12 protein-coding genes are annotated in these 13517 nt (G+C 47.1%); 10 read left to right on the top strand and 2 right to left on the bottom strand.

Annotated features, from left to right (window positions below; genetic code table 11):
- Positions 1 to 281 precede the first annotated feature (281 nt).
- Entirely contained in the window at positions 282 to 1703 is a 1422-nt protein-coding gene (locus tag MPQ_RS09030; RefSeq protein WP_013442619.1) for an undecaprenyl-phosphate glucose phosphotransferase, read from the bottom strand.
- Positions 1700 to 2497, bottom strand: a complete 798-nt coding sequence (gene epsA / locus MPQ_RS09025) for an XrtB/PEP-CTERM-associated transcriptional regulator EpsA (RefSeq protein WP_013442618.1) — start codon at positions 2495 to 2497, stop codon at positions 1700 to 1702. Before epsA ends, MPQ_RS09030 begins: the two co-directional genes overlap by 4 nt.
- A 510-nt stretch (positions 2498 to 3007) precedes the next feature.
- Between epsA and MPQ_RS09020 the strand changes: the two genes are divergently transcribed.
- The 10 genes from MPQ_RS09020 to MPQ_RS08975 all read left to right on the top strand — a co-directional run bounded on the left by MPQ_RS09020 (position 3008) and on the right by MPQ_RS08975 (position 13494).
- Entirely contained in the window at positions 3008 to 3517 is a 510-nt protein-coding gene (locus MPQ_RS09020) for a Crp/Fnr family transcriptional regulator (RefSeq protein ID WP_013442617.1), read from the top strand.
- A gap of 15 nt (positions 3518 to 3532) precedes the next feature.
- Positions 3533 to 4768 (top strand): XrtB/PEP-CTERM-associated polysaccharide biosynthesis outer membrane protein EpsL, encoded by a 1236-nt coding sequence (gene epsL, locus MPQ_RS09015; RefSeq protein ID WP_168088812.1) that lies wholly within the window; start codon positions 3533 to 3535, stop codon positions 4766 to 4768.
- An 11-nt stretch (positions 4769 to 4779) separates the two neighbouring features.
- Positions 4780 to 5697: an EpsD family peptidyl-prolyl cis-trans isomerase gene (locus tag MPQ_RS09010; protein WP_083801062.1), complete on the top strand. Its 918-nt coding sequence runs from the start codon at positions 4780 to 4782 to the stop codon at positions 5695 to 5697.
- A 47-nt stretch (positions 5698 to 5744) separates the two neighbouring features.
- Positions 5745 to 6797, top strand: a complete 1053-nt coding sequence (locus MPQ_RS09005; protein WP_013442614.1) for an SLBB domain-containing protein — start codon at positions 5745 to 5747, stop codon at positions 6795 to 6797.
- Between the two features lie 9 nt (positions 6798 to 6806).
- Complete coding sequence (gene epsF / locus MPQ_RS09000; protein ID WP_013442613.1) at positions 6807 to 8210, top strand: chain length determinant protein EpsF; 1404 nt, start codon at positions 6807 to 6809, stop codon at positions 8208 to 8210.
- 14 nt (positions 8211 to 8224) lie between these two features.
- Positions 8225 to 9106 carry a chain length determinant protein tyrosine kinase EpsG gene (epsG, locus tag MPQ_RS08995; RefSeq protein WP_013442612.1) on the top strand — a complete coding sequence of 294 codons (882 nt, stop codon included), beginning with the start codon at positions 8225 to 8227 and terminating at the stop codon, positions 9104 to 9106.
- Positions 9107 to 9151: 45 nt separating this feature from the next.
- Entirely contained in the window at positions 9152 to 10051 is a 900-nt protein-coding gene (gene xrtB, locus MPQ_RS08990; RefSeq protein ID WP_013442611.1) for an exosortase B, read from the top strand.
- Positions 10048 to 10758 carry an exosortase C-terminal domain/associated protein EpsI gene (locus MPQ_RS08985; RefSeq protein WP_013442610.1) on the top strand — a complete coding sequence of 237 codons (711 nt, stop codon included), beginning with the start codon at positions 10048 to 10050 and terminating at the stop codon, positions 10756 to 10758. Before xrtB ends, MPQ_RS08985 begins: the two co-directional genes overlap by 4 nt.
- Before the next feature lie 79 nt (positions 10759 to 10837).
- Positions 10838 to 12229 (top strand): O-antigen ligase, encoded by a 1392-nt coding sequence (locus MPQ_RS08980; RefSeq protein WP_168088811.1) that lies wholly within the window; start codon positions 10838 to 10840, stop codon positions 12227 to 12229.
- 65 nt (positions 12230 to 12294) lie between these two features.
- On the top strand, positions 12295 to 13494 hold the full coding sequence (locus tag MPQ_RS08975; protein ID WP_013442607.1) for a glycosyltransferase family 4 protein: 1200 nt from the start codon (positions 12295 to 12297) through the stop codon (positions 13492 to 13494).
- The last annotated feature ends 23 nt before the right edge of the window (positions 13495 to 13517 follow it).

Genomic DNA, 13517 nt, shown 5'->3' with positions numbered 1-13517 from the left:
TGGCCTGCATTTTCTGGTGCTGGCAAACATCATGCGAGTCTCAGTGCAGTTTCTTTCTTAGCAGGTTGTATTGCTGTGGTTGGTCTAGGAGACTTGAGCTCACTAAGTCCATAAGGGGCATGGTCTTGGAGGGCTATATGGGGCTTTGTAAATATTACGTCTCATGAGAAGACGTTGATAAGAAGGGGAGTTTGGAATAATGATGGGATGACTACGCAGGTCTTCCCATCTATTTGGATTGACTATTCATGCATGCGTCAAGGATGAACGACTCCTTTACTCTAGTAAGCGTTTTTCTCACCGGTAAACACCACGCTCACTGTTTTATAAATGATGTACATGTCCAGCTTTGGCGTCCAGTTACGCAAATAGTCGATGTCGTAGTCGATGCGTGCCTTCATTTTGTCCAGGGTTTCAGTTTCCCCGCGCAGGCCGTTTACTTGCGCCCAGCCTGTAATGCCGGGTTTTACCTTATGCCGGATCATGTAGCCTTTGATCAGCTTGCGATACATCTCGTTGTGCGAGACGGCGTGAGGGCGAGGACCCACGACACTCATGCGCCCTTGCAGCACATTGATGAATTGCGGCAGTTCATCCAGCGAGTTGCGGCGCAGGAAGGCGCCAAACTTGGTTGTGCGCTGGTCATTTTTCGTCGCTTGCGTCACTTTTGCGCCATCTTCGCATACCGTCATGGAGCGGAATTTGTAGACAAGAATCTCTTCGCCATCAAGCCCATAACGGCGCTGTTTGAAAATGACGGGGCCAGGCGAACTCATCTTCACGCCAATCGCGATCGCCAGTAGTACGGGCGAGATAAGGATAAGGATCAGTACCGAGAAAGCGATATCAGCTGAGCGTTTCAACAGACCGTCAAAGCCGGTAAATGGGGTTTCACATACGCTGACCACCGGGATGTTTTCTACCTGATCGACACGCCCTTGTATCAGGTCTGTCATGAAAATATCCGGGACAAAGTAAATGGACGCCGTGGTGTCTTTCAAATCATCCAGCAACTTCATGATGCGTGGTTGGCTGGCCATGGGCAGTGAAAGGTAGATGGTGTTGATGTGATGCTCTTTCACATACTCCGCCATGCTGTCGATGCGGCCCAGAATGGGGTAATGCAATTCTGAATTGAGTCGGTCTACACTGCGATCCTCGAAGAAGCCTTGCAACTCTGTTGGATGGTAGTGGCTACGCTGCAAGCGTTCCGCCAGGGCCAGGCCCTGTTCGTTCATGCCCGCAATCACCGCCCGTCGCATAGGCCCTTGCATCTTGATGAGCAGCGGTGCCGCCATGCGTAAACCGAGGGTTGCTGCGATAAGCAGGGTAGGGGTCAGCCAGAGCCATAAGGTAATCGAGGCTTTGGGGAAGATATAGATGTATTCAGAAGCATATCCAAACGCCATCAATAGCCCGGCCAGAACAAACCATGCCAGCAACGTGTTTTGAATAACTGAACTGATGGGCTGGCTGATTTTGGTGGTGCTGGGGAACATCAGCGAAAACAGAATCAGCGACATGATCAGGTAGTGAGGTGGCAGATCGTTTTCATAAACAAACGCCACGATCCACAGTGAGATGACGACGACAAGCGGATCAAGCAGGGCTTCAACACCGTGCAGAATATTGTCACGTGCAAAGGTAATGCCAGCGAAAGTTTTGCGTGAAGTAGGCTTGGTGGCGGCTAATATTGGTTTCATGAGGCCCGTGGAGTCTGCTTGAATTTGGAAACGGCTTGCGCTCTATTCAGAACATCAAGCTTTTTAAATATGCGTTGCAAATGGTTTTTGACGGTAAATGAACTAATGTCCAGGATCATGCCGATTTCCTGATTGGTTTTGCCGTTGCGCACCCATTCCATGATTTCGATCTCACGGGAAGAGAGCTGTTCCAGCGCTTCGTTTTCTTCTTCGTGCAGATCTTCACTGGCTTCTTTATCTGCCGGGTGTTGCACAGGTAAATGCTCCAGTTGCCTGAGCGCGCTATCAATATAAGGCAGCAATGACTCCAGCATGTACCGTGAGGTATTCGGCATGGTGGGGGTTGAATTCAGCAATATGTAAAGGCAGTCATGGCGCCCACGGAAATCCTTGATGCCGTGCACCAGCGCTGACTTCATGTTTTTCAGATGGCTGTTCACTTCCGCTGGCAGTACATCGCAGTCCTGAAATACGCCATTCTCCGCCGATAAGGTAAACGGCGCTTTGGTATGACTAAGCCAGTAATTGAATAGCCGTTTGAGCAATGGATTCAGATCGCCACTTGATATCTTCTCGGTACGTACTCCGGGGAGCGGCGACACAATATTGAAATAGATGACACCCATGGAGAAATCGCCCCAGGCGGTGATCATGATTTCATGCGGTAAAAACTGCTGAAGCTTGCCTTGCATCCAAAGGAAGAACTCGAAGTGCGAGCGGATTCGCAAAGACTCGTGCATCAAGTCAATAAGCTGTGCCTTCTCAATATCGGTTAGTTCTTTGGTAATAAACATAGCCGTTCAAATATAAAAATTCATTTACGTTGCAAACACTTGTCTTTGAGAGCAATTATTGGGCCAGCTGCAAGGGCGCCAGTGCTGTCCAGCAGTAGATCCTCCACTCAAATTGTGGGACATGCTGAAAAGTATATTTGCTCATGTGTTTGTAGGTGGCCATTTTATATTTGGATCAAGCGTGGAATCCTAGCGTATTGTTGTGTGTGACGGCTGTCACTATGATAAAACTTTTGCCTACATCAGTGGTAGTTCTTTTGGACTATTGTTGTCACCCTCTACAGTCCATACACTGCGGTACATAATGGCGCTGGATCGTAGTTCCGCCGGCTGGAAGGCATTCATGTCTGGTCGTGATCACACTTTCCATGGTGACTGTGGATTGTCATGCGCTGATACCTCAGCGAATCCCTTGGTGGCTGTGCCGATAGCAACCATAACAACAGGCTGTCTACGTTCATAACTTGCTTAACGTTAGCGTCACAAATCATTGAAAGTTTTTGTTTATCCATGTACTCTGATTTAATAAATTTAGGCGGGGCAGATAAGTACGTAGATGAAGTGCTGGAAATAATCAACAGCATCAAGCTGCTTGACGATTTCAGCGCAGATGAAGTTCGCTATCTATGTGCCTATATGCAGTGCTATGCAGCGCCAAGAGACTATCCTTTATTAGTCGAGGGTGCTGGTGGCGACTACCTGCTATTGATATTAAGTGGGGGGGTAGACGTGTTTAAAAATGATGCATCCGCAGAGGGTCGCCATATGGTGGCTCGACTTGGCATTGGCGATACCATCGGGGAAATGTCCCTGATCGACGGCTATCCCAGATCCGCCACCTGTATTACCACACATCCCACCGATTTCGCGGTATTTTCGCGCAGCAGCATGCAAGAGCTCTTGGTGAATATGCCCAAATTGGGCAACAAGATTCTCATTAAGCTATTGCAGCTAATGACCGAGCGTCTCCGTGATACCTCGGATAAGCTGCCATACGATATGTTTAGCAGTTTTGTTTAAAAGCTGATGCGGGATATGTTGAAACAAAAACAGAGCACGAGCCTTGGTCTCGGGTTGATATTAGCGCTTATATATCCATCATCAGTGCTGGCTGATGCGAAAGATGTGTTGAATTTCAACTTCGGCTATTCAGCGACTTACGATGACAATTTATTCAGGCTTGACTCGGGTCAGCGCCCATCGGCAAGTACCTATGGCAGTTCAAAACGCGGTGAGTTAATAACATCCACAACCTATGGTGTCAGTCTGAACAAATATTACGGATTGCAACAGTTCAAGGCAGATGTCACTCAGATAAATTATAACTACAAGAACTTTGGCTTTCTGGATTTTGAAGGCACTAACTACGATTTACAGTGGCGGTGGTCTGTTACGCCATTCTTGACGGGGGCATTTATTTTTGATCGTCAACAACGGCCAAATACGTTCTCTGACATACGTAATATCAACCCGCTTACCACTAACACGACCACGGTCAAGAACAACCGAGCCGAGATCGATTTCAGCCCTTACAACAGTTGGCATGTCTATGCCTCTATCGGGGAACTCAGCGTGGTCGCTGACAACTCCGCCCCAGGGCAAGATGTGATTGACTTCACCTTTGATCAGACCTCGTTGCGCTCTGGTGTTCGTTATATTTTCGCGAATGGCACCATTTTTGATTATGCCCATACAAAGTCGAATGGTGAAAATCAAGCCAGTTTTTTCAATCCCACTCTGGTCACTGATCGGGGATATGAAGAAACCCGAGATGACTTTTTAATGGGCTGGTCTATTACTGGTAAATCCAGAGTAGATGCTGTGGCTACCTACCTATCTCGAAAGAATGACACTTTTAGTCAGCGTGATGTGGACGGTTGGATGGGTAATGTAAACTACCAATGGGATATCACGGGGAAAACGGGGGTGGCCTTCTATCTGGGGTCTGTTATTTATCCCACGCAGTCCACAGGGAATAGTTATTTACGTGAAAACATGTTTGCGATTCGTCCGTCATGGTCCATCACCAGTAAAACCAGATTAAGTGGTGAGTTGGCATTCAAGGACCGGAAGTACGGAGGATTTGCTCCCTTTCCCACGGCTGAGCAACGTGAGGACTCCATTCAGTCTGGCAGTATCAGCCTTTCTTGGGCGCCCAGAAGATTTGTAACTTTTCAAATGGCATTGAGGCGAGAGCTTCGAGACAGTAACTTTGCCAATTTTGATTACACCACCAATAGTGCAACGCTGAGTGCGTCACTTCTTTTTTGAGGCTTAAAAAAATGAATAAATCGGTTACGGCGCTCTTAGTTCTTGCCATTGGGCTCACCGCATGTGGTAAGTCCGATGAGAAGCAGGCGTCGGGGCAGGTGATTGCAAAAGTGGATGGCAAGGAAATTTCTTTGCTACAGCTTAACCAGGCGATTAAAAACGTTCCCAACGTAAATTCCAGCAACGTAGATCAAGTGCGCAAACAATTGCTGGATAAGCTGATTGATCAGCAGATCGTGCTTAACGTTGCCCTTGAGCAAAAAATTGATCGCTCAGCAGATGTGGTGGCTTCCATAGAAGCAGCTAAAAGAGAAATCATCGCCAGAGCGTATCTCACTAATTTGGTTACCTCGCGAATAAAGCCCACACCGCAACAAGTTAAACAATATTTCGATACTCACCCAGAGCTTTTCTCAGAACGTAAGGTCTATAACTTACAGGATATTTCTTTGCCGGCTGAGACTGAAATTTCTCCGGCGCTCACGGATAAAGTAAACAGCAGCAAAAGTTTGCAGGATATTGCCGAGTGGCTTAAAACACAGAATGTGAAATTTGGTGCTTCCAGCTATAGCAAGCCTGCGGAGCAGATGCCGCTGGATGCGCTATCAACTCTTAAGAGCATGCGGGATGGCAGTGTTTCCTTGCTTACGATGGACGGTAGTCATCATATAGTCCGATTGGTTGCAGCCGTTTCTGCGCCTATGTCTTATGAGCAGGCAAAGCCGATGATTCAGATGTATTTGGTGAATTCTGAAGGTCAGAAATTGATCAAATCTGAGATTACCCGACTGAAAGAAAAGGCAAAGGTAGAGTATGTGGGGGCATTTTCCAAGAACGAGACCCCTGCACCCAAACCTGCAGAGGTGCCGGCTAAACCTGCCGAAAAAAATAATAGCCATATTGAGAAGGGTGTCGTCGGGTTGGATTGACCCGCGGCCTTCACATCAACTAAACCATAATCAAACAGGGAAATATCATGATCAAATGGTGCATGAGTTTAATAGGCGCATTCTTGATGCTGAGCGTTTTTAACGCAGCTGCGGCAGAGGAGTATGCCTTGGGCGCGGGGGATGTTATACGTGTTCAAGTGTTCCAGAATCCAGACTTAACGACTGAAGCCCGGGTGTCTGAATCCGGTGACATTAGTTTCCCTTTGCTTGGCTCTGTCAATGTAGGCGGAGCTGGGATTGCTCAGGCTGAACGCAAGATTGCGGATGGTCTTGTACGCGGTGGTTTTGTGCAAAAGCCCCAAGTCAATATTGTCTTGCTTCAGGTGAGAGGTAATCAGGTTGCTGTGCTGGGGGCAGTCGGTCGGCCTGGACGTTTTGTCATCGAGACTTTTGATACGCACCTCAGTGAAATGCTGGCGACGGCTGGCGGGGTGCTGAATGGCGCGGGCAGTGGCAAGGCAATCCTGACTGGGGTTCGCGATGGCAATACATTCCGCAAGGAAATCGATCTGGCAGAAGTGTTTCTGCAGGACAAAAAAGAGTCCGATATCCTGCTGATGCGCGGTGATGTGATTTATGTTATCCCAGGTAACCAGATCTCTATTCTGGGTCAAGTGAACCGTCCGGGGCGTTATCCATTGGAAAATGCCACCATGAAGTTTTCTGATGCGATTGCCATGGCAGGCGGCGTCAGTTCTTCTGGGGATGATGTGGCGATTGTTCAAGGCACACGTGATGGGCAACCATTCTCCAAGAAGGTTGACCTGGCTTCCATTTATCTGGATGAAGACGCTCCAGTGAATCTGGATTTGATGGCGGGTGATTCTGTCTATGTTCACCGCGCCGGCACCTTCTACATTTATGGTGAAACACAGCGCCCGGGTTCTTATCGTGTTGAACGCAACATGACGGTAAGACAGGCGCTCGCACAGGGCGGTGGTCCTACAGCACGTGGTACGCAGCGCGGTATAACATTACAAAGAAGAGCAGCCTCAGGCGTTGTGGAAAAATCTTGCCCAGGGCTGGATGATCTGATTCAGCCTGGTGATGTACTTTATGTCAAAGAAAGCCTTTTCTAGGATAAGTTGATGAATCTGAATCAAATTTTTCTTATCATGCTCGCGCGTTACCGCATTGTTGCGGTAACGCTAGTATTGACCATGGTGACGGTATTGGTGCTTGGTTTTCTTCAAAGCAAAGTGTATGTCGCCACTACTTCTGTTGTGCTTAATTACAAGGGTGTGGATCCGGTAACAGGCTTGGTAGTGCCTGGACAAATGGTGCCTGGTTATGTGCCGACGCAGATTGATATTATCAAAAGTCAGCATGTTGCCCTGAAGGTGGTCGATGAGCTACGCATGGCCGAAAACGAAAATGTGAAAGCTAAATTTGAAGAGGAAACGAAAGGTCAAGGCGACTTGAGATATTGGCTGGCCGACTTGTTGTTACGCAAACTCACCGTTACTCCTGGCCGCGATAGCAGTGTTCTTGCGATTACTTTTGAGGGATCGGATCCTGACTTCGTGGCTTTGGTAGCGAATGCTTTTGCAAACGCCTATCAGGAAACGAATGTTGAAATGAAAGTTGAACCTGCCAAAAAAGCAACGGAATTTTTTGCTACCCAAATTCAAAAGATGCGGGATAACCTTTCACAGGCTCAAGCTAAGCTTTCCGAGTTTCAACGCGAAAAAGGGTATACGAATGCCGATGAGCGGATGGATGTTGAGGTTTCCCGCTTGAATTGGTTGTCAGAGCAACTTGTTTCAGCGCAGGGGCAATCTATCGAGGCATCATCACGTTCAGGCATCAGTAATAAAAATAGCTCAGAATCACCGGATGTGATGGCAAGCCCGATCGTTCAGAACATCAAAATTAATCTGCTTAATGCGGAATCCAAGCTGACTGAAATTTCAGGACGCCTTGATAAAAATCATCCTCAGTACCAAGCAGCATTGGCTGAGGTGCAAAACCTCAGGGCCCAACTTGCGGCTGAGACAAAGGCGACTACTGACAGTATTGGTGGTGGTGCTCGTATGCAAAAGTCGCGCGTTGCAGAACTGCAGCAGCAGGTAGACAAGCAAAAGAATCTCTTGATCGAGATGAACCGCTCGCGGGATGAAATGCTCGTGCTGCAGAAAGATGTCGAAATGGCTCAGCAGGCAATTAATGGCGCGATGCAACGTTACGGTCAAACCACCATTGAGGCAGGTTCAAACCAAAGCGATATCTCCATTCTGAATACTGCCACTGTTCCACTTCATGCATCTGGCATACGGTTGTTGTTGAAGCTGGCATTCGGCGCTGTGATAGGACTCTTGCTCGGACTTGCTCTGGCATTCATTTCTGAAATGATGGATCGACGCATCAGAAGCCGTGCGGATGTTTCTGCACTGCTAGGGGCCCCTGTGTTCGCTTTGGTGGATGGTTTGCCCCCTGCCAAAGGCCTGAAGTCACTGCCCGCTAATATGATTCGATATCTGCCAAGCGCCTAAAGGATTTGTTAAGCATGGATTTAACTAACGAAGTATCACCGATTGTCCAAAATGCCAAGCCGAACAAGAAGGAGGCCAACATTGGCAAGCTGCTTCTTGATTCGGGTAAATTAACTGCAGATGAGGCAGAGCGAGTCATCCGCTTGCAAAAGCAGGAAAATATCCGATTTGGCGATGCTGCCTTAAGACTTGGATTTGTCGATGAGAATGATATCCGGCAAGCGCTTTCAATTCAGTTTGACTACCCTTATTTACAGCCGAATGAAGGGGGATTCTCAAATGACTTGGTCGCCGCATATCAGCCTTTCTCCAAACAGGTGGAATCATTAAGGGCACTTAGAACACAACTTATTCTGCGGTGGTTTAGCGAAGGTAACAAAGCTATTTCAGTGCTGGCTTCGCAGCGTGGCGATGGGGCAAGTTATATAGCTGCAAATCTCGCGATTGTTTTTTCTCAACTAGGAGAAAAAACCCTGTTGATTGATGCAGACTTGCGCAATCCATCTCAAAGCCGCAACTTCAACTTATCTGAGCCCAAAGGCCTTTCGGATATTTTGGTCGGAAGAGCCGGGCTTGAAGTCATTACTTTCCTCAGTGCGTTCGAAAACCTGTCAATACTAGGATCGGGCACTATTCCGCCCAATCCGCAAGAGTTATTGGGTAGGGCTACTTTTTCTGATTTGTTGAATCAACTAATGAATGAATATGATGTGATCATTGTTGATACACCATGTACAGCTGAATCGTCTGACGCTCAGGCCGTGGCAGGAAGATGCAGGGGTTCGCTGGTAGTCACTCGCGTCAATGAAACCAAGTCGCATGATCTTGAGGTGTTAAAAGAAATGCTGAGCGGTGTCGGTGTTCGTATTGTCGGTGCTGTTGCCAATCAATTCTAATCTTATCCAGGCAGGTTGAGCGAAACGCTCAAATCTAGAGGCAATATGACATCGAGCGCCAATTGGATTCAAAATAAGTGGAATATTGCGAAGGCAATGGATGCCAGGATTTACATCATTGCCGCCGCCTTGATTTTTACTTATTTTGCAACATTCTGGGATTTGTTTCATGGAATTTGGGGTACGGAACGCCATGCCCATGGACCGATTGTTTTTGCGGTTGCCATTTGGTTTTTCTACTTCAAATTCAATCAGCTAATCAAGTCTGGAGTTGTTTACAGTAGCCACCCAATCTTAGGCGGTAGTCTATTTGGCATCGGCCTGCTCATGTTTGTTCTAGGCCGATCGCAATCGCTCTTGCTTTTCGAGGTAGGCTCACTGTTACCCGTGCTGCTTGGCCTAACCCTGATCTACCTGGGAAAGCAGACTGCAAAGTATTTATGGTTTGCATTCTTCTTTCTTTTGTTCGTTATTCCGCTGCCTGCGTTCATGGTGGATGCCGCGACGTTGCCAATGAAAATGGCTGTTTCGTATGCGGCTGAACATATACTTTTCGCATTGGATTATCCGATTGCGAGAACGGGAGTCATGTTAACCATAGGCCAGTATCAGCTGTTGGTGGCAGATGCCTGTGCGGGCTTGAATTCGCTGTTTACGCTTGAAGTGCTCGGACTCCTTTACATGAACGTCACACATCACGAATCTCCCCTACGCAATTTCCTGTTGGCGGTCATGATCATCCCTATTTCATTCGCTGCGAATGTTACTCGGGTGCTGGTATTGGCATTGATTACGTTTTATTGGGGCGATGAAGCGGGACAGGGGTTTTTGCATGAGTTTTCAGGCTTGGTCTTGTTCCTTACCGCACTAATATTGGTGATTCTGACAGACAGTTTGTTGAGACTCATTGCTACCAAGTGGAATGCCAGGCAGTTGAAAAAATGACAACTCAAAAGCCCAAATTCATGAAGGCTACCATCGCTATTGCCAGTTTGCTGGTGATCAGTTTTCTGCTTTCCATTGTCCTGAAACCGGTCATTCCATCATCCCAGGCGGTTGTCAATTTTGATGAGGTATTTCCAAAGAAAATAGGAAAATGGACCGAGGAGTCCAGTCCCTATTTGCAAGTGGGACTAGTTGCAAAAGGCCAATATGAGGATGAGAAGTCGCTTGAGCAACCATATGATCAAGTATTGATGCGTAGCTACCGTCATGAAGATGGCACTATCGTCATGCTGGCTCTCGCCTATGCCAAACAACAAACGCAAGATGTGAAGATTCATCGCCCTGAAGTTTGTTATGAGGCACAAGGATTTCACATTCTTAACAAGAGCAACTCCATCTTCAAGGCAGAGGATATCCAGAGTCCCATCAACATGGTCAGGTTGTTGGTCGCATCGGATGATCGTACGGAAGCTATCAGTTACTGGATAAGAATAGGCAATGCATATCCGACATCTCCGCTAGAGATGCGAAAAAAAATATTTATGGATGGCCTGAGTGGTCAAGTAGATGATGGCATTCTGGTTCGCGTTTCCACTATTGTGGAGGATCCATCGAATGTTGAGGCTTCCTATAAAAAGCAGGAGGATTTTTTGCAAGAATTGCTTGAAGCCACGCCCAAGACCAATGCATCCATTCTTGCTTTTTGATGGGTCACAATTTTTGAATAAAAACTAGCGCCAAAACGTCGCATTTTATTCATTTCAACATACCAGTAAAGAGATGCAATTGCAGAAGTTGAATCCAAAAAATATGGCATTTAGTGCCGTCGTGCTTGTAATGTGGGGACTGCTCATCCTGATTGCTGGCGCATTTTCCTCTGCATTTGTGGATATCGCAGGCAACAAATATGCATTGCTGTTGGCTGTGCCTGCTGCCATCCTGCTTGGCATCTTGTTCGTTGTCGATAAATACCTCCTTTTACTCCTCATCCTTATTTTCCGGTCTGGGCTAGATGCGATTCTGGACAATACCAAGCTAGGCCCATTCGGGCTGGGTGCAGTATTAAATGCCCTGGTTCTGATTATTGGTTTGTTCGCCATGTACCGTATGGAAAAATCACAAAGAAAACTGGTGGTGGTCGTCTGGTTGCCGTTTCTTATTATGTATGGGATCGGCGTGGTTAAAGCTCCAGAGATCTTTCTTTCCGTCAAACTTTACCTATCCTTGATATCGACTGCTGCTGTTTTTGCATTGGGTATTTATCTTGTTAAAACGCATCAGGATTTTTACAAATGGATGAAAGTTATCGTAATGTCCAGCCTTATTCCAGTGGGCTATGGCCTGCTCAGTATTGCCTTGCATTTGAAGGGCTTTAATGGAAATCGTCTGGAAAGTACATTTGACCATCCTAATATTCTGGCTTTCTATCTTACATTGATCATCTCGGTAGGCTTTTATCTATGGAAAGCAGATGCTCAAGTCTTTGGACCAAGAGTAAAAAAGCTATTCCCTTTTTATTTGATCGTATTGATTGGAATGTTGCTTGCGACCCAGACCCGCAGTGCCTGGATAGGATTCGGTACGGGGCTAGTGCTATATGGCTTGTTCTTTGAGCGTAAATATCTGTTCGTTGTGATTACCCTTCCGATTATTGCCTTTATGATTCCCGAAGTCCGAGATCGAATTCTGGATCTGAATTCGGGTAATGAGGTCGTGGCGTATGCCAAGCTGAATTCGTTTGCCTGGCGTAAATACATATGGGAGTCGGCTATAAACTGGATGGAACCAGCCAAGTACCTTACTGGATACGGCTCAGAGGGCTTCATGTATTACTCGGTAATTTTCTTTCCCTTGTCGGGAGGATTTAAAACCGGTGCGCATAATGTATACGTCGAGCTATTTTTTGACTTGGGTATATTTGGTGTGCTGGCCTATATCACGTTGTTTGCAGCCTCTGCCTTTAAAATTTTTCCATTAAGAAAAGCTAAACTGCTATTGAGCGGTATTGCGATATTGCAGCTGCTGCAGTATTGCCTGTATTCCTACTCGGACAATATGCTTTTTTACCTGAGCTTTAACTGGTACTTCTGGTTCTTTATCGGTTTGGTAGTCGGGTTGAATACGTTAATTAAAAAAGAGCGTGATTCTGAAAGTATTCAACCTACGCCACAGTTTTGACATGCTGGAAGTGGCCCGCTTTAGCCCATTTATATTTTTCATTAATCCATCCATCAAGAGCATTCATGCATCTAGCTTATTTCATTAATCAATATCCGAAAGTGAGCCATAGTTTCATACGGAGAGAGATTCTTGCCCTTGAAAAACAGGGACACCAGGTAACGCGTATCGCGCTCCGAGGCTGGGATGCTGAGCTGGTAGATGAAGAGGATGTTTCCGAGCGCGATAAAACGCAGTTCATCCTCAACCGTGGTTTGCTGCCGATGATGAAAACCATGGCAGGTCTTTTTCTGGAAAACCCAGTCAGATTTTTGAAGACGACCATGCTGGCTTTACGTCTTGGCCTACGCGCTGATCGGTCATGGCCATATCACCTGATCTATTTGATGGAAGCATGCCAAGTGGTGGCCATTACGCGTGCAAAAAACGTCGCGCACGTGCATGCCCATTTTGGGACCAATTCTGCTGAAGTCGTCATGCTGTCTTATTTGCTGGGGGGGCCGGCGTACAGTTTTACCGTGCATGGTCCTGAAGAGTTCGACAAGACTACCTTCATTCACTTACGCGACAAAATCCGGCATTCCCGCTTTGTTGCCGCAATCAGTTCTTACACCCGGAGTCAGCTATACCGCTGGGCAGATTTTGAAGACTGGGGAAAAATTCATGTTGTTCATTGCGGACTTGAAGAAAGCTTTTATTCAGTACCTGCGGTTGCATTGCCCCAGCGCTCAAGGTTGGTTTGCGTTGGCCGCATATGCGAGCAAAAGGGCCAGCTACTGCTAATACAGGCGACGTATCTGGTCAAGGAGATGGGGCTGGATTTTGAGCTGGTGCTGGCAGGGGATGGCGAGATGCGTGCTATTGTCGAACAGCAGATTGCAAAATTAGGCTTGCAAGAACAAGTAAAAATTACTGGCTGGATTAGCGGTGATCAAGTACGAGAAGAGATCCTCAATGCCAGTGCGTTGGTGCTTCCGAGTTTTGCTGAAGGCCTTCCGGTCGTCATCATGGAGGCTCTGGCGCTTAAGCGGCCGGTTCTTACCACTTATGTAGCCGGCATTCCCGAGCTGGTGGTACATCATGAAAATGGCTGGCTGTTCCCTGCTGGCGACGTATATGCACTGCGCGATGCCATTGTCGACTTTTTAAACACTCCTGTAGATAAACTGAATGCCATGGGCGAAGCAGGTTTCACTCGCGTAATACAGCGCCATGCCATCGATGCTGAGGTTCAAAAATTGGATAAGCTGTTTCAACAGGGATGAGTGAGGCGAGTCTCTCGCCTGGC

The sequence above is a fragment of the Methylovorus sp. MP688 genome (genome assembly GCF_000183115.1).
GTDB classification, from domain to species: domain Bacteria; phylum Pseudomonadota; class Gammaproteobacteria; order Burkholderiales; family Methylophilaceae; genus Methylovorus; species Methylovorus glucosotrophus.
Note: the sequence above shows the minus strand (reverse complement) of the source record. Positions and strands in the feature narration are given on the sequence as shown.

Excerpts from the sequence above, each read along its gene's own strand:
- epsF (WP_013442613.1), top strand. The coding sequence starts at position 6,807 with ATGAATCTGAATCAAATTTTTCTTATCATGCTCGCGCGTTACCGCATT.
- epsG (WP_013442612.1), top strand. The coding sequence starts at position 8,225 with ATGGATTTAACTAACGAAGTATCACCGATTGTCCAAAATGCCAAGCCG.
- MPQ_RS09010 (WP_083801062.1), top strand. The coding sequence starts at position 4,780 with ATGAATAAATCGGTTACGGCGCTCTTAGTTCTTGCCATTGGGCTCACC.
- MPQ_RS09030 (WP_013442619.1), bottom strand. The coding sequence starts at position 1,703 with ATGAAACCAATATTAGCCGCCACCAAGCCTACTTCACGCAAAACTTTC.
- MPQ_RS09005 (WP_013442614.1), top strand. The coding sequence starts at position 5,745 with ATGATCAAATGGTGCATGAGTTTAATAGGCGCATTCTTGATGCTGAGC.
- MPQ_RS09020 (WP_013442617.1), top strand. The coding sequence starts at position 3,008 with ATGTACTCTGATTTAATAAATTTAGGCGGGGCAGATAAGTACGTAGAT.
- epsL (WP_168088812.1), top strand. The coding sequence starts at position 3,533 with ATGTTGAAACAAAAACAGAGCACGAGCCTTGGTCTCGGGTTGATATTA.
- xrtB (WP_013442611.1), top strand. The coding sequence starts at position 9,152 with ATGACATCGAGCGCCAATTGGATTCAAAATAAGTGGAATATTGCGAAG.
- MPQ_RS08975 (WP_013442607.1), top strand. The coding sequence starts at position 12,295 with ATGCATCTAGCTTATTTCATTAATCAATATCCGAAAGTGAGCCATAGT.
- MPQ_RS08985 (WP_013442610.1), top strand. The coding sequence starts at position 10,048 with ATGACAACTCAAAAGCCCAAATTCATGAAGGCTACCATCGCTATTGCC.
- epsA (WP_013442618.1), bottom strand. The coding sequence starts at position 2,497 with ATGTTTATTACCAAAGAACTAACCGATATTGAGAAGGCACAGCTTATT.